The sequence below is a fragment of the Mangrovimonas xylaniphaga genome (assembly GCF_001280435.1).
Taxonomy (GTDB): domain Bacteria; phylum Bacteroidota; class Bacteroidia; order Flavobacteriales; family Flavobacteriaceae; genus Mangrovimonas_A; species Mangrovimonas_A xylaniphaga.
Genome location: NZ_LBIP01000017.1, coordinates 60,821 through 76,864 on the forward strand (window position 1 = coordinate 60,821; position 16,044 = coordinate 76,864).

The 16,044-nt window shown below is 39.6% G+C and carries 17 protein-coding genes; 7 read left to right on the forward strand and 10 right to left on the reverse strand.

The window, feature by feature from the left end; genetic code table 11:
• Positions 1–49 precede the first annotated feature (49 nt).
• Positions 50–1,075 carry a fasciclin domain-containing protein gene (locus tag ZA06_RS10145; RefSeq protein ID WP_053977362.1) on the reverse strand — a complete coding sequence of 342 codons (1,026 nt, stop codon included), beginning with the start codon at positions 1,073–1,075 and terminating at the stop codon, positions 50–52.
• A 161-nt stretch (positions 1,076–1,236) separates the two neighbouring features.
• Between ZA06_RS10145 and ZA06_RS10150 the strand changes: the two genes are divergently transcribed.
• Positions 1,237–2,124: a MerR family transcriptional regulator gene (locus ZA06_RS10150; protein WP_053977363.1), complete on the forward strand. Its 888-nt coding sequence runs from the start codon at positions 1,237–1,239 to the stop codon at positions 2,122–2,124.
• Between the two features lie 6 nt (positions 2,125–2,130).
• Here ZA06_RS10150 and ZA06_RS10155 read toward each other — a convergent pair whose 3' ends face one another.
• Both ZA06_RS10155 and ZA06_RS10160 read right to left on the reverse strand, forming a co-directional pair.
• Positions 2,131–2,574: a hypothetical protein gene (locus ZA06_RS10155; protein WP_157503218.1), complete on the reverse strand. Its 444-nt coding sequence runs from the start codon at positions 2,572–2,574 to the stop codon at positions 2,131–2,133.
• Positions 2,575–2,628: 54 nt separating this feature from the next.
• Entirely contained in the window at positions 2,629–3,177 is a 549-nt protein-coding gene (locus ZA06_RS10160; protein ID WP_053977365.1) for a dihydrofolate reductase family protein, read from the reverse strand.
• A 174-nt stretch (positions 3,178–3,351) separates the two neighbouring features.
• Between ZA06_RS10160 and ZA06_RS10165 the strand changes: the two genes are divergently transcribed.
• Entirely contained in the window at positions 3,352–4,548 is a 1,197-nt protein-coding gene (locus ZA06_RS10165; protein WP_157503220.1) for a T9SS type A sorting domain-containing protein, read from the forward strand.
• A gap of 4 nt (positions 4,549–4,552) precedes the next feature.
• On the opposite strand, the gene hutF is transcribed toward ZA06_RS10165, so the two are convergent.
• Both hutF and ZA06_RS10175 read right to left on the reverse strand, forming a co-directional pair.
• Positions 4,553–5,929 carry a formimidoylglutamate deiminase gene (hutF, locus tag ZA06_RS10170; RefSeq protein WP_053977367.1) on the reverse strand — a complete coding sequence of 459 codons (1,377 nt, stop codon included), beginning with the start codon at positions 5,927–5,929 and terminating at the stop codon, positions 4,553–4,555.
• Positions 5,929–6,837 (reverse strand): N-formylglutamate amidohydrolase, encoded by a 909-nt coding sequence (locus ZA06_RS10175; RefSeq protein ID WP_240472238.1) that lies wholly within the window; start codon positions 6,835–6,837, stop codon positions 5,929–5,931. The genes hutF and ZA06_RS10175 overlap by 1 nt, the downstream gene beginning before the upstream one ends.
• Between ZA06_RS10175 and era the strand changes: the two genes are divergently transcribed.
• The 4 genes from era to ZA06_RS10195 all read left to right on the forward strand — a co-directional run bounded on the left by era (position 6,832) and on the right by ZA06_RS10195 (position 9,922).
• A complete protein-coding gene (era, locus tag ZA06_RS10180) occupies positions 6,832–7,713 on the forward strand; it encodes a GTPase Era (protein WP_053977368.1) in 882 nt (293 codons plus the stop codon). The genes ZA06_RS10175 and era overlap by 6 nt on opposite strands.
• A 107-nt stretch (positions 7,714–7,820) precedes the next feature.
• The gene (gene der, locus ZA06_RS10185) at positions 7,821–9,128 is read left to right on the forward strand and encodes a ribosome biogenesis GTPase Der (RefSeq protein WP_053977369.1); all 1,308 of its coding nucleotides are present in this window, start codon (positions 7,821–7,823) and stop codon (positions 9,126–9,128) included.
• A 130-nt stretch (positions 9,129–9,258) separates the two neighbouring features.
• Complete coding sequence (locus tag ZA06_RS10190) at positions 9,259–9,732, forward strand: hypothetical protein (protein ID WP_053977370.1); 474 nt, start codon at positions 9,259–9,261, stop codon at positions 9,730–9,732.
• Entirely contained in the window at positions 9,722–9,922 is a 201-nt protein-coding gene (locus tag ZA06_RS10195; RefSeq protein WP_053977371.1) for a helix-turn-helix transcriptional regulator, read from the forward strand. The genes ZA06_RS10190 and ZA06_RS10195 overlap by 11 nt, the downstream gene beginning before the upstream one ends.
• Before the next feature lie 81 nt (positions 9,923–10,003).
• Here the strand turns inward: ZA06_RS10195 and ZA06_RS10200 are convergent, their stop codons facing one another.
• The 5 genes from ZA06_RS10200 to ZA06_RS10220 are packed head-to-tail and all read right to left on the reverse strand — an operon-like array spanning position 10,004 to position 13,199.
• Positions 10,004–10,834, reverse strand: a complete 831-nt coding sequence (locus ZA06_RS10200; RefSeq protein WP_082332003.1) for a TPM domain-containing protein — start codon at positions 10,832–10,834, stop codon at positions 10,004–10,006.
• Positions 10,834–11,274 carry a TPM domain-containing protein gene (locus ZA06_RS10205; protein ID WP_053977372.1) on the reverse strand — a complete coding sequence of 147 codons (441 nt, stop codon included), beginning with the start codon at positions 11,272–11,274 and terminating at the stop codon, positions 10,834–10,836. The genes ZA06_RS10200 and ZA06_RS10205 overlap by 1 nt, the downstream gene beginning before the upstream one ends.
• 6 nt (positions 11,275–11,280) lie before the next feature.
• The gene (locus tag ZA06_RS10210) at positions 11,281–11,880 is read right to left on the reverse strand and encodes a LemA family protein (protein ID WP_053977373.1); all 600 of its coding nucleotides are present in this window, start codon (positions 11,878–11,880) and stop codon (positions 11,281–11,283) included.
• Positions 11,881–11,891: 11 nt separating this feature from the next.
• Complete coding sequence (locus tag ZA06_RS10215) at positions 11,892–12,221, reverse strand: MerR family transcriptional regulator (RefSeq protein ID WP_053977374.1); 330 nt, start codon at positions 12,219–12,221, stop codon at positions 11,892–11,894.
• 6 nt (positions 12,222–12,227) lie between these two features.
• Positions 12,228–13,199 carry a M23 family metallopeptidase gene (locus tag ZA06_RS10220; RefSeq protein ID WP_053977375.1) on the reverse strand — a complete coding sequence of 324 codons (972 nt, stop codon included), beginning with the start codon at positions 13,197–13,199 and terminating at the stop codon, positions 12,228–12,230.
• 230 nt (positions 13,200–13,429) lie between these two features.
• On the opposite strand from ZA06_RS10220, the gene alaS reads away from it, so the two are divergent.
• The gene (gene alaS, locus ZA06_RS10225) at positions 13,430–16,042 is read left to right on the forward strand and encodes an alanine--tRNA ligase (RefSeq protein WP_053977376.1); all 2,613 of its coding nucleotides are present in this window, start codon (positions 13,430–13,432) and stop codon (positions 16,040–16,042) included.
• Positions 16,043–16,044 lie beyond the last annotated feature (2 nt).

Sequence of the window (16,044 nt, forward strand, 5' to 3'; positions counted from 1 at the left end):
ACCAATTAACCAACCAACGTAAAAACGTACATCATGAGTACGTGCTATATTAATTAGGCAATAGTACTTGGTCAATAATGTGGATTACACCATTGCTAGCAGTTATATCTGCTGCTGTCACAGAAGCCGCTGCTCCTGTTTCATCAATAATGAATACACCCCCATCCAAATCGACCGTAAGCATACCGCCTTGAGCTGTTTCAACCATTTGTCCATCCGTTAAATCTGTAGAAAACACTGCGGCGCCTGCAACTACATGATAGGTGAGCACAGTTGCTAGTAGTGCTTTCTCTTCTTCGGTGTCAAAATCTTCTAAACTATTATAGTCTGGTCCTAAAGTTTCCAATAGGACTGCAAAGGCATCGTTTGTTGGTGCGAATACCGTAAATGGACCATCTGTTTGAAGCAATTCTACCAATCCTGCATCTGCTTGTATCAATGCGTCTACTAAAAGGCTTAGATTTTCGTTTCCAAGAGCAATTTCAACTATGTTTTCTTCATTGATAGCATCAATTATTTCTTGAGGGAGCAATACTTTATCTATAATATGTATTACACCATTGGTAGCTTCCACATTCGCTGTAATAACATTGGCCTCTGTGGAAGTGGCGTCACTTATGGAAACCCCTCCATCTATATTAACGGTGATACTTTCTCCCTGTAGGGTAGTTATGGTTTGTCCGTCGGATAAATCGGATGACATTGCTGCTGCTCCGGCAATCACATGATATTGAAGGATTGTTCCTAATAACTCACGTTCTTCTTCGGTGTCGAAATCGGAAAGTGAATTAAAATTGTCCAAGGACCCTAACAGGTCTGAAAATGCGTCATTTGTTGGTGCGAATACTGTAAAAGGCCCATCTCCACTTAAGGCACCGATTAAGTCGGAGTCGGCATTCTGATCTGCAACGGTAAGTGCTGACACCAAACTACTTAAATCGTCATTTGAGGCCGCTGTTTGAACAATGTTTAAGGTTGGTCCTGAGGGGATGTCGTTAGAGTCGTCATCATCACTGCAGGAGGTGTTGAAGGTCACTAAGAAAATAAGTGTAGCAAATTGAAGTATTTTTTTCATGTCTAACAATATTTTGATTAATGTTATACAAATATATGTAAAATATTTTAATTGTCTAACTTTGGTTTAAAATAAGTTTTACATTTTCAAATTGGTATTTTTCAGGGTTTTAAGTTTTTTCTCATAAATTTTAATTAAGTTTGTTACATAAATTACTTGAAATGGGGAGCTATTCAATGGCACAGGTGGTGTCAATTACGGGGATTAAATCGCATACATTACGCAAGTGGGAGAGTAGATATAGTTTTTTAACTCCCATGAGAACTGAGACGAATATTCGGTATTACACTGAAGAACAGTTGAAGGCACTTTTGAATATTGGAATTTTAACCAGGAACGGATATAGAATTTCTCAAATAGACAAAATGTCGCCAGAGGCTATCTATGAAGCGGTTTCACAGACCATGACATCTGGTTCAAAGGAAGACGAAATAAACGCCTTGATTGTTGCCATGATTAATTTTAACGAAGCTGAGTTTGATAAGATATTCAAATCTGAGATTGTTAAAGCAGGATTAGTTTCTACCATTACGAACTTAATTTACCCATTCCTTAGGCAGGTTGGAGTTTTGTGGGGCAGTAATAAAGTCATGCCCGCTCAGGAGCATTTCATTTCAAATTTAATCCGTAGGAAGATGTTCCATTCTGTGGAACTCTTGGCTCCATGTAATAAGAACGCTCCCAAGATGGTCTTGTTTTTGTCGGAAGGCGAATGTCATGAAATAGCTTTGTTATTGGCTTATTACATCACAAGAAGTTCTGGTTGGAATGTGTTTTATCTAGGGCAGAGTGTACCTTATGAAAACTTAGAAAAGGTGGTAAATGCTGTGAAGCCAGATTTGTTGATGACCATATATACTTCCAATGATTTGGAGAGAACAGAAGGCAGTATTCAAACCATCCTTGAAATGACAGATATTCCTTTGGTGGTTTCTGGTGGTCCTGTGATTACAGAAAATCAGGTGGAAGCTTTAGGTCAAAATGCTTCGTATCTCAAGGGACCAGGAGATTTAGTACAATTTTTACAAAACTTCCAGGTTGAAGCTTAATTCCTTCTAGTAGGTATATAATATTTGGTCTCCCGAATTAACAATATTGAGGTACACTTGAGTACCTTCTACTTGAAGATCGGAAACATCGAAGGAAATTGTCTTGGAGATGACGGCATCGCAAAGCTCAAGGTTTAAAAGCGAAAGTCGAAGGTTTCTTTGAGGAGGATCGGATTCAAGGATGGCTCCTGAGTCAATAAGCTTAAGATCCCAAGTACTGCCATCGCATCCGCTAGAGTAAAAACTAATTTGCAAACAAGCATTATCAATTTCTAAGCTCTCAATAATCAAAGGATCGGCCGCTGCGTTTACGAATTCATCAGAACTTAATATCGTTTCTTGGTCGCAATTGGAAGGTGTTTCACTATTGTCATCATCGTCATTGCAGTTGGAAATCATCCCAAATACAAAAACAAAAGAAAATAGGATTATCGAGAAATTACGTTTCATGATTCTTTTTGTTTAAGATGTAAACTTAGCTAATTGGTTGCGTTACTTTAATGCCTATTTTTTTAGCCTTTTATAATGATTTTGTGAAAGGCTATTGGTAAATCTTTTCGAGCTTAGGCATTCAAATTGTAAGGATTTGTCCAAGCTAGAAAATAAGGGGATGCCGTCTCCCAATAAAATTGGGATGGTTGTAATGATGAGCTCATCAATTAAATCTTCTCTTAAAAAGCTTTGAATGAGTTTTCCGCCGTCTATGTAAAGACTGTGTATGTCTTTTTCATGGAGCTGCTTTAAGGCATCTTTCACCGTACCCCGTAACAATTGAACATTCGTTTGGTATAACTTGGGAATGGCTTCTAAAGTATTACTGATTACAAATACAGGGACTTTATAGGGCCATGGAATATCAAAACTGCAGACGGTATCAAAGGTATTTCGACCCATAACAATGGCATCGGTTTCGGCCATAAATGCTTCGTAGCCCATATCGTCGTTCTCGGGGTTCGGAATACTTTCCAACCATTCAATCCCTCCGTTTTTGTCGGCTATATAGCCATCCAAACTTGTGGCAATATAAACTCGGTTTTTTTTAGGTGTGTCCATTATTGAAGTTTAATTTTCTGAAAGATATAGGATTTGGATGAATATGATGGTTGAAGGAAAGAACAATTGTTAACAAGTTGGTTTTAAAGTGTTGATTTTGAGTTATTTAAAGCGTTTAAAATCAATACTTTTGAAATTATTGATTGGATGGTGTGTGTTATGGGATTTAAAAAGTTGATTAAATTAGCAATTGTTTTTTTATGGTTTGGACAGGTTTTCGGACAAACAGGTTGGACAGAACCGTTGGCTAATAATTATGATTCTGAAGCCATACAAAATGATGGCAGTTGTACTTATGATGAAACTATTCTAATTCCTGAAAGTAGTGTCTCGTTGGAGGAGTCCATGAGAGAAACCTCTGGGTTGATATATTGGATGAATTCCTTATGGACGCATAATGATAGTGCCGATTCAAATTTGTATCAAATTAATCCCGCAAACGGTCATCTCTTATCAAGTGTCGCTTTAAATTCTGTTGAGAATATCGACTGGGAAGATATCGCTCAGGATGAAAATTATGTGTATTTGGGGGATTTTGGAAACAATCTACATGGTAACCGCACTGACCTTAGAATTATTAGGATTGAAAAGGCTTCTTTGGTACGAAAGCTTCCCCAATTGGATTTTATTAATTTTTCCTATTCAGATCAAACTGATTTTACCTCGCAAGAATTTAATAACACCGACTACGATTGCGAGGCTTTAATTGTTTATGGCGATGCTATTTTTCTGTTCACCAAGGAATGGGTAAGTCATAGAACCAAACTTTATAAACTGCCCAAAACACCCGGTACTTATGTGGCACAATTGGAAGATAGTTATGATGTACAAGGTATGATAACGGGTGCTGAAGTGAATGAAGATACCATTGTACTTTCGGGTTACAATGATTTGGTAATGCCTTTTCTGTTCCTGTTGTATGATTTTGATGAGGAAGACTTTTTTGGAGGCAATAAGCGTAAGTTGGAATTAAGTTTATTTTTACATCAGGTGGAGGGCATCGCAACTTCAAATGGCTTGAATTATTATATCACCAACGAGCAGGTTGCCATTTTGGGAATTGATCCACAGTTACATTCACTGGATCTTACACCTTACTTAGAAAATTCAACTTTGGGTTTGGATAGCCCTAATGTGAAAAACAATTTGGAGATTGTGCCCAATCCAGGAACGTCTAAAGTTGAAGTCATGGGGTTGGAAAATGATTACCCCATCACATTCCAAATTGTAGATATGATGGGGCAAGTACTTCAAAAAGGAGAGTTGGAATTACAACAACCCTTTATTGATATTTCCGAATTGAGTGTGGGGGTCTACGTGCTAATGTTTCCTAAAGCAAATAACCAGTCCCTACTCTTGGTCAAGAAGTAGTCAATTATAATCTGGAGCCAAGTTCCTTCATGGTGTTGACAAAACTAGATGATATGTCTTCTAAATTGTTATGAATACCTTGTTTTGCAACCCATTTTCCATTGATGATCGTTCCTGAAATATTCGATACATCACTTGTGTACACAAAGGTATTGCAAAGGTGTTTTGTTGAAGCCGTGGCGACTAATGGTGATTTTGCATCCATAACTACCGCATCAAAAGATTTCCCTACTTTAAAAAAATTGTCTAGATGTTCTCCCATGGCTCTTTTTCCAGCTTTCCAAGCCATTTCAATAGCGTTAAATCCGCTATCTCCGGAATTGGGTTGGAAATAGGTATTGCGTTTATGGGTGGTTAAACGTTGTCCATAGTCTAAAATACGGAGTTCCTCAAAGGGGTTCAATCCTACGTGGCTGTCGGTACCAATACTCCATTGACCGTTCAAATTTTTAAAATCGTTGAATCGGAAAAGACCATCACCCAAATTGCCTTCCGTGGAAGGACAAAGTACTACATTGGCTTTTGTTTGGGCAATGCCGGCAACTTCACGATCGTTTAAATGCGTAGCATGTACCAAGTGGAAATTTTCGGTCATTGAGCAATTATCCAATAGCCATTCTACAGGGCGTTTTCCGTGAAATGCCATGCAATCCTCAATTTCTTTCAATTGCTCAGACACATGAATGTGAAAAGGCAAATCGTTGTTGTAATCTTTGCAAACACTTATAATATCATTTGGGTCTACAGCTCTTAAGGAGTGAATGCCTATTCCTAAGGACGCATTTTTGTATGTTTTGGTAGCTTGGTTGGAGCTTTCCAAAAGTTTGTAATAGTCTTCAATAGTTGGAGAAATAAAGCGTTTTTGTTTGTCTTCAGCAGGTGTTCCAAAGCCACCTTTTTGATAAAACATTGGCACCAAAGTAATGTTGATGCCTGCTCTTTCGGCCGCAGCAATAAGTCGCTCACCATGTTCTGCCAAATTGGAATAAGGCATACCATTGATGTCGTGATGTAAATAGTGAAACTCTGCAACGGCGGTATACCCGTGACGAACCATTTCGGCATACAACATCGCTGCAATATCTTCTAAATGTTGAGGGGACATACTTAGGGCCAAATTGTACATAGCCGTTCTCCAGCTCCAAAAATCGTCAGGGACTCCGGTGCCTTCATGGAGCTCGGCCAAACCCGCCATGGCATATTGAAAGGCGTGGGAGTGGGCGTTTTGAAATCCAGGTAGGGCATAACCGTTCACGTTTTCTCCTTCTGCAGTAGCTTCGGAAGAAATGGATTCAATAATTCCTTGGTCATTAACCGTGACAGCTGCATTTTCAAGCCAACCTTCAATGGTCAATAATCCTTTAAAAATATATGTGGGCATTAGAGTGTGTTTATAAGATTTTCAAATAATAGTTTTAAGGTTGCTCTTGTGGCATTGGCGCGTTCTTCATGGTAAGCAGTTTCGCTATCGTCCATGTAGTTGGTCTTGGCCATTTCCAATTGAAGCGCGTGAATGTTATTGGCAGGATTTCCAAAGGAACGAGTAATGTGCCCACCTTTAAAAGGGTGGTTATGCTCCAAATCTTTATTGGCGGTTCTCAAGGCACTCATTGTAGCTTCTATGATAGTTTTGGAAGCTGAGGTTTCATCATTGTCACCCAAAATCAAATCGGGGAAAGCTTCTTTTCTGATTCCAGGAACCACTTTTCTGATGGAATGGGCATCAAATAAAAGGGCTCTTCCAAATTTTTGCTTCGTGTCTTCCAGTAAATCCGCTATTTTTTGATGATAAGGGCGATAGTAGTTTTCAATTCTATAGGCGATGTCTTCCTGTGTAGGTAATTCATCTCTGTATAGAGGATCTCCATTGAAATTGGTAGTGGTCACTAACCCCGTAATTACGCGGCCATCATTATAAAGCGGAATGCTTTCCGGTGTTCTGTTGAGGTCAATGACCCAACGACTGTAGTTGGCCGTAATCATGGTAATGCCCATGGCAGGAGCAAAGTCGTATAATTTGTCAATAAACCAATCGGTATCATCTGGATTATTGACTTTTTCTGGATATAATTTTGAGGCAATAGCTTCTGGAAAAAATGTTCCGGAGTGTGGCGAACTAATGATGATAGGAACCCGCTCCGCCGTAGGTTCAATAATATTATAAAGTGTCATAAAAATGAGATCGTTGTCATTTGGAGATACAAAAATACAAGTAATGGCGGAATTTGGCGAAATAAACAGTGGAAGGTCGTAACTTTGCCAAATAATTATTACATTGATAAGATGCATAAAGCAGGTTTTGTAAATATCATAGGAAATCCAAATGTGGGGAAGTCTACCCTCATGAATGCCTTTATAGGAGAGAAATTGTCAATTATCACTTCCAAGGCGCAAACTACAAGACACCGTATTTTGGGGATTGTAAATGGGGAAGATTTTCAGGTGGTGTTGTCGGACACGCCGGGAATCATTAAACCTGCCTATGAGTTGCAGGAATCCATGATGGATTTTGTGAAGTCCGCTTTCGAAGATGCCGATGTGCTTTTGTATATGGTGGAAATTGGAGAGCGCGAATTGAAGGATGAAGCGTTTTTCAAAAAAATTCAATCGTCAAGCATTCCTGTATTGTTATTACTGAACAAAATCGATAAGTCCGATCAAGGGCAATTGGAAGAGCAGGTGCAATTGTGGGCCGAAAAGGTGCCAAATGCGGAAATCTATCCTATTTCGGCATTGGAAGGTTTTCAGGTGAAGGAGGTCTTTGATCGTATCATTGAATTGTTGCCAGAATCACCACCGTTTTATCCAAAGGATCAGTTGACTGATAAGCCGGAACGTTTCTTTGTGAATGAAACCATTCGTGAGAAAATTTTACTTCACTATAAAAAAGAAGTGCCTTATGCCGTTGAAATTGATACAGAAGAATTCTTCGAAGATGAGGATATCATCAGGATGCGTTCTGTAATCATGGTAGAGCGCGATACCCAAAAAGGAATTATCATTGGGCATAAAGGATCGGCGCTTAAGCGAGTGGGTATAGAGGCAAGAAAGGATTTGGAGAAGTTTTTCGGGAAACAGGTACATCTGGAATTGTATGTGAAAGTGAATAAAAACTGGAGGACTAATCAAAAGCAGCTCAAGCGTTTTGGATATAATCAGAAATAAATAAACAGCACTTTAGGGTGCTTTTTTTTATAGTTTTAAAAACCTACAAAATATCATAGCAAAAACTGTTAATTTAATAGTATCTTTGCAAACTTAAATTTTTACAAATGAGTAATATAGTAGCCATAGTAGGACGTCCAAATGTTGGAAAATCAACGTTTTTTAATCGTCTGATTCAGCGTAGAGAAGCTATTGTTGATGCCGTAAGTGGTGTGACAAGAGATAGGCATTATGGAAAAACGGATTGGAACGGTAGAGAGTTTTCGCTAATCGACACTGGTGGTTACGTTGTAGGGAGTGATGATATTTTTGAGGCTGAAATTGACAGACAGGTAGAATTGGCCATTGATGAGGCTGATGCTATCATTTTCATGGTTGATGTAGAATCTGGAATTACGGGGATGGATGAAGACGTGGCCAATTTGTTGCGTCGTGTGGACAAGCCTGTGTTTTTAGCCGTAAATAAAGTTGATAATAACAAGCGCGCCGAAGATGCTGTTGAGTTTTATGCTCTAGGTTTAGGCGACTATTATACTATTGCCAGTATCAACGGTAGCGGAACTGGAGATTTGTTGGATGCTGTTGTAGCAGCGCTTCCTGAAAAGGAAGAAGTGGTAGAGGAAAATGAGTTGCCGCGTTTTGCTGTGGTTGGAAGACCAAATGCGGGAAAGTCGTCGTTTATCAATGCTTTGATAGGCGAGGATCGTTATATCGTAACCGATATTGCTGGAACTACCAGAGATGCTATTGATACCAAATACAACCGTTTTGGTTTTGAATTTAACTTGGTGGATACCGCTGGTATTAGAAGAAAATCCAAGGTTAAGGAAGATTTGGAGTTTTATTCGGTGATGCGAAGTATTCGTGCTATTGAGCATTGCGATGTGTGTTTATTGGTATTGGATGCTACAAGAGGATTTGACGGGCAGGTGCAAAATATCTTTTGGTTGGCAGAACGCAACCGTAAAGGAATCGTGATCTTGGTTAACAAGTGGGATTTGGTTGAAAAGGACACTAAAACAGTCAAAGAATTTGAGCGTGTTATCAGAAAGGAAATAGAACCTTTTACTGATGTGCCAATTGTGTTCATTTCTGTTTTGAACAAACAACGTATTTTTAAAGCCATTGAAACGGCGGTTGAGGTTTATAACAACCGCTCCAAAAAAATCAAAACAAGTAAGCTGAATGAAGTGTTGTTGCCAATTATAGAGCACACACCACCTCCTGCTTACAAAGGAAAATATGTTAAGATTAAATACATCATGCAGTTGCCAACGCCGCAACCGCAATTTGCATTTTTCTGTAACTTACCGCAATATGTAAAGCCTCCTTACAAACGCTTTTTGGAAAATCAGCTGCGTGAGCATTTCGATTTTCATGGGGTGCCGGTAACGGTTTACATGCGTAAAAAATAACAAGTTTTTAGCGTTATAGATTAATTTACACCGAATTAAGGTGTAAATTATTTTGGACTTAATGTCAATTATATTTTACTTTTTGATAAAAATAATTTACATTTATGATGTAATTTTAAATAATTAAGTCATGGAAGCAAATTATTTATTGCCTCATCGGTTTAAAACCATAGGCTGGATCCTGTTAATTGTCGGCCTTATTATCGGGGCTGTGTTATTGTGGTTTGGATATGAATCAAATCTATTAACGGTCAAAGTACTTTCTATCTACAATGAGGATTCTATTCTTAATGAGACTAAAGGCTTTTTTAAATTGGTTGATAATAGTATTGTCGATGAATTGGCGGCATTAATGATTATTGTCGGAGGCTTGTTTGTGGGCTTTTCAAGAGAAACGATTGAGGATGAATTCATCTATAAATTAAGAAGTGAATCTTTGGTATGGGCTGTTGTTTTTAATTTCGTCATCTTGATTCTTGCCATATTGTTTGTCTACAATTTTACTTTTTTTCACGTGCTGGTGTTCAATATGTTTACACCGCTAATCTTTTTTATTGTTCGCTTTAATTTCCTAAAGCATAAATCGGTGGATTATGAAGAATAACATCAAAGTAGAACGAGCAAGGCATAACATGACCCAATCCGATTTGGCTAGAGCCATAGGTGTGAGCAGGCAGTCTATTAATGCCATAGAGCAAAGTAAATATGTGCCTTCTGCGGTATTGGCCCTTAAAATTGCAAAACTGTTTAAAGTGCCTTTTGAGGAATTGTTCTTTTTGGAAGAAGGTGAATAGTTAATTCTGAACTAGAAACAAACAAGCAGCCTTTTGGCTGCTTATTTTATTTATAGTAAAAATGTTTTTATAATTGGAAAACTACCAGCTACCTCCAGCACCACCTCCGGAGAAGCCTCCTCCTCCAAAACCGCCGCCAAAGCCACCGCCTCCTCCGAAGCCGCCACCACCAAAACCTCCTCCAGAACCAAAGCCACCACCGCCACGGTAATTGCCTCGACCCATTTGACTCAAGATAATGGCATCCCAAATATCAAAGCCGCCACGGTTGCCTGGACCACGTCCAGAGCCTCCGCCTCCCCGTCTGTTTTTTGAGATAGCAATCAAGAAAATGATAAAAATAAGAAGCATGAAAAGGATAAAGCCAAAGGGAATTTCTTCACCTGTGTCCTGCTGTCGGGTACCTTTAAATTCCCCATTTAAGGCCATAAAAATGGCGTCGCTACCTTTATCAAGACCACTGTAATAATCTCCTTTTTTGAATTCAGGGATAATGATGTTTCTCGTGATTTCTCCAACGACCCCTGCCGTTAGCATAGGCTCGACGCCATAGCCTGGGGAAATCCAAATTTTACGATCGTCACGTGCCAACAGAATAAATACCCCATTGTCCTCCTTCGCTTGTCCAATACCCCATTCATGACCCCATCTAGGAGCCAATAATCCAATGTTTTCTCCTTTGGTAGTAGCAATGATAGCGACGACTATTTGGGTGGATGTGGTGTCGGAATATTTGACGAGTTTACGTTCTAGGTTGCTTTTTTGATTAGGCGACAAAAGGTTGACATAATCATAGACACTGGTTTGAAACTCTGGCTTTGGAGGAATATCGAATTGAGCGAAGGTTGTTAAAGTACAAAATACACTCAATAATAGACCAAGGCTGATATGTTTGATTTTGAGAAGCTTCACTATCCTCGGGATATTTCGTTAGGTAATTCGTTAATATCATCGTCCTCAACCGGAAAGTGAACTTTCAGTTCGTGGCCGGCTTTTAGGATGCCATCTATAATTCCTTGCTTAAAATTTCCTTCTTTAAATCTGGATTGTATGGCGTCTCGTGTAGTGTCCCAAAAATTTTCGGGCACTACCGCATCAATGCCTTTATCTCCGCAAATAACGAAGTTGTGGTCGTCTACAGCAACATACAGAAGTACCCCGTTGCTTAGTTTGGTGTTGTCCATTTTTAGAAGGTGAAAGACTTCCTTGGCGCGTTCGAAAGGTGTTTCGTCCTTTGAACTACGTTCTATATGCACACGGATTTCGCCCGAGGTATGGTCTTCAGCAGTCCTAATGGCCTCAATAATATCCTGTTCCTCTTCAGCACTAAGGAAATCTTCAATATTGGACATAGCGATTTATTTAAAGTCGAATTCTACATCCACTGGCTTTTCAGCACCTGGTTCGGCGTCAAAGTATGGCTTGCCTTCAAAGTTAAACCAACCAGCCAAGATGGAATTTGGGAATTTCTTTACGTGGTTGTTATAAGGCTTAATGGCTTCATTATAGCGTGTCCTTGCCGTTTGAATGGTGTTTTCAGTACTGGCCAATTCGTCCTGTAACTTCAGGAAGTTTTGGTTGGCTTTCAAGTCTGGATAGCGTTCAACCGCCACCAATAATCGTGAAAGGGCACTGCTCAAGCCTCCTTGGGCTGCATTGAACTGCTCCAATTGCTCAGGTGTAATGTTGGTAGGGTCAATGGTTGTTGAGGTTGCCTTGGCACGTGCCTCAATAACATCTGTAAGGGTTCCTCGTTCAAAATCGGCAGCACCCTGTACTGTTTTTACCAAATTGCCAATAAGGTCATTTCGACGTTGATAGGCTGTTTGTACATTTCCCCAGGCTTCAGCTACATTTTCGTTAAGTTGTATGGCAGTATTGTTAAATCCTACTGCCCAATTGTAAAGGCCAAAACCAATTACGGCTATAATAATTACCGGAATAAGCCACTTTTTCATAATAGTGTGTTTTAAAGTTGATTTTTGATTTTTATTAGTTGGGCTTTGATACCCTCTAATTTACTAATTATTTCAAAGGTACTCAGGGATTTTTGACGTTCTTCTTTCAAATGGGTTTTGGCGCCTTCCAATGTAAAGCCGCGTTCTTTCACCAAATGGTAGATAAACTTGAGGTTATTGATGTCTTCAGGGGTGAATTTACGGTTGCCCTTGGCATTCTTTTTAGGCTTAATAACATCGAATTCCTTTTCCCAAAATCTAATTAAAGAGGCATTTACATTGAAAGCTTTGGCGACTTCACCTATACTGTAGTAGCGCTTTTCAGGAAGATTGATATGCATAATATATTAATCTAAAGATTGGTTTTCCAAAGAGGCTTTCTCCAGAAGTTTGTTGTATTCTTCTGCAGACAAGTTACCATAATAGAAGTTGATAGGGTTGATACGGTCATCATCCTTAAACACTTCATAATGTAGGTGGGGCGCTTCAGACCTTCCGGTACTTCCCACAAATCCTATCAAATCACCACGTTTTACCTTTTGGTTTTTGCGAACGTTGTATTTGTAAAGGTGGGCATATAGGCTTACATAGCCATAGCCGTGGTCTATTCTAATATGGTTTCCATATCCGGTTGAGCGGTTATCCGCACGTATTACAACACCATCTCCCGCAGCATAAATAGGAGTTCCTCTAGGAGCGGTAAAGTCCATTCCAAAGTGGAACTTACGCACTTTGGTAAAAGGATCGGTACGATAACCGTAACCTGAGGCCATACGCGTTAAATCGGAATTGTTGATAGGTTGTATGGCAGGAATAGAAGCTAAAAGCTTTTCTTTATCGGCCGCCAATTCGGCAATTTCATCCAAAGACTTTGATTGTACTACGATCCGCTTTTGAAGCATATCCATGCGTTGACTGGTTTCTTTTATCAACTTGGAATTGTCAAAACCTTCAAGGCCTTTATAGCGGTTGACCCCTCCAAAACCTGCTTTGCGCTGTTCATCCGGGATTGGGTTGGCTTCAAAATATAAGCGGTAAATGGTATTGTCGCGCTCTTCAACATTGGCAAGTACCTTTTCGGTTTCGTCCATTTTTTTGTTCAGAAGCTGAAATTGTAACTGCATATTTTGCAATTCGCGGGTAAGCGCACGTTCCTTTGGCGATTGAAAAAATTGGGAAGCGATAAAGTTTGAGATGAATCCAAAAAGGCCAGCAGCCAAAAGAAACACAAGGGCGTACTTAAAGGTTGTACGTTTTTTGCGCTCTATCTTACGGTACGAAAGGGTTTCTGGATCGTAATAATATTTTACCTTACTCATGTCGCAATTTATAGTATTTTTGCAGTTGAAAAATGCCCCTTCATGGAGCATTTTTATTAAGGAACGAACAAACCTACAAAAATATTTCCATTGTAAAATTATAAAAACAATTGCGAATATTTTCAGACGGTGAGCCTCAGGGCCTTAATTTAACAATATATTTGCAAGTAGTGTCACGGCCATTTTGTGGGCTGGACTGAATTAAAAAATAAGATTATCAATTTACATACATGAAATCTCAAGATATCCGTTCGAAGTTTTTAAGTTTTTTCGAAAATAAACAACATGCCATCGTGCCCTCTGCTCCCATGGTTTTAAAGGATGACCCTACCTTGATGTTTGTCAATGCCGGAATGGTGCCTTTTAAGGAATACTTTTTGGGAAATGCCAAAGTGAAGGAGTCCCGTATAGCCGATTCGCAAAAATGTTTACGTGTATCTGGTAAACACAACGATTTGGAAGAGGTAGGATACGATACGTATCACCATACCTTGTTTGAAATGTTGGGAAACTGGAGTTTTGGAGATTATTTCAAGAAAGAAGCCATTGCTTGGGCTTGGGAACTGCTTACAGAGGAATTTGGGGTTGATAAGGACATCTTGTATGTAACCGTTTTTGAAGGAAGCGAGGACGACAATTTGCCGATGGACCAGGAAGCTTACGATTTCTGGAAAGCCATTGTTCCTGAAGACCGCATTTTAATGGGGAATAAAAAGGATAATTTCTGGGAAATGGGAGATCAAGGGCCATGCGGACCTTGTAGTGAAATCCATGTTGATATTCGTTCGGCAGAAGAGAAAGCAAAAGTGTCAGGAAGAGACTTAGTGAATATGGACCATCCACAAGTGGTGGAAATCTGGAACCTGGTGTTCATGCAGTACAACCGTAAGGCCAATGGTAGCTTGGAAAACTTGCCGAACAAACACATCGATACGGGAATGGGCTTTGAGCGTTTGTGTATGGTATTGCAAAACGTACAGTCCAATTACGATACTGATGTGTTCACTCCAATAATTAAAGAGATTGAAACGGTTACAGATAAAGCTTATGGTAAAGATGAAAAGATAGATGTTGCTATTCGTGTGATTGCCGATCACGTGAGAGCCGTGGCCTTTTCCATTGCCGATGGACAGTTGCCTAGCAATACAGGAGCAGGGTATGTAATTAGAAGAATTTTACGTCGTGCTATTCGCTACGGATTCACCTTTTTAGAGCAGAAAGAACCATTTATATATAAATTGGCCGAAACGTTGAGCCATCAAATGGGAGAGGCTTTCCCAGAAATTAAGGCTCAAAAACAACTGGTTTACAACGTGATTCGTGAGGAAGAACAATCTTTCTTAAGAACTTTGGAGCAAGGATTATTGCTGTTGGATAAGGTTGTAGAAGAAACCAAAGGAGATGTGGTGTCAGGAGCTAAAGCTTTTGAATTGTATGATACCTTTGGATTTCCATTGGATTTAACCCAATTGATTGCCCGTGAAAAGGGATATAGCATTGATGAGGCTGGTTTTGCCGCCGAAATGGAAAAACAAAAAAGTCGTTCCAGAGCCGCTTCTACAGTAGAGGCTTCAGATTGGGTGATTTTATTGGAAGACGAAGCTGAGGAGTTCATTGGATATGATACGCTGAGTGCTGATGTAAGATTGACGCGTTATAGAAAAGTTACTACCAAAAAAGATGGAGAGCAATACCAATTGGTATTCAATATGACGCCGTTTTATCCAGAAGGAGGAGGTCAAGTTGGAGATCAAGGATATATTGAAACTCCTAATGGTGATGTTATTTACGTAACCGATACCAAAAAGGAAAATAGCTTAATTATCCATTACGCAAAGACGCTTCCAAAGCATTTAGATGCCACTTTTAAAGCGGTTGTAGATGCAGAATTGAGACAGCTATCTGCTTCCAATCACACAGCAACTCACTTGCTGCACCAAGCATTGCGTACTGTGTTGGGAACTCATGTAGAGCAAAAAGGGTCTTTGGTAAGCCCAAAATATTTACGATTCGACTTTTCGCATTTTGCGAAGGTAGACAGAGAGCAGTTGGATGCTATTGAAGAATTTGTAAACGCGCGTATTCAGGAGAATCTTAAGTTAGAAGAAAAACGAAACATTCCAATGCAGCAGGCTATCGATGAAGGAGCTATTGCCTTATTTGGTGAAAAGTATGGTGATGCCGTACGTGCCATTCGTTTTGGGAAATCTATGGAGCTTTGTGGTGGTACGCACGTAGCGCAAACAGGCGATATTTGGTATTTCAAGATTAATTCGGAAAGCGCTGTAGCGGCAGGTGTACGTCGTATTGAGGCGATTACCAATGTAGCGGTGAAAAACTATTTTGTGGATGTGGATAAGGATTTTGATACCTTAAAGCAAACACTTAAAAATCCGAAGTCAACGGTGAAAGCTGTAGAAGGTTTGTTGGAAGAAAATACTGCCCTTAAAAAACAGATTGAACAATTACTAAAAGATAAAGCCAAGAACCTAAAAGGAGATTTGATGAATGAGCTTAAAGAGGTGAATGGTATTCAGTTTCTGGCTAAGGAAGTTGATTTGGATGCAGCCGGAATTAAGGATGTGTCTTTTGAATTAGGTGGGCAATTTGATAATTTGTTCCTATTGTTTGCAACAAAACAGGAGGGTAAAGCCTTATTGTCTTGCTATATTTCCAAGGAAATCGTTGCCGATAAAGGCTTAAACGCAGGGCAAATTGTTAGAGAACTTGGAAAGCATATCCAAGGTGGTGGTGGTGGACAACCATTTTTTGCTACTGCGGGAGGAAAGAATCCTGATGGTATTGCAGCAGCTTTGGAAGCTGCCGCGGAGTACCTGAACTAGAT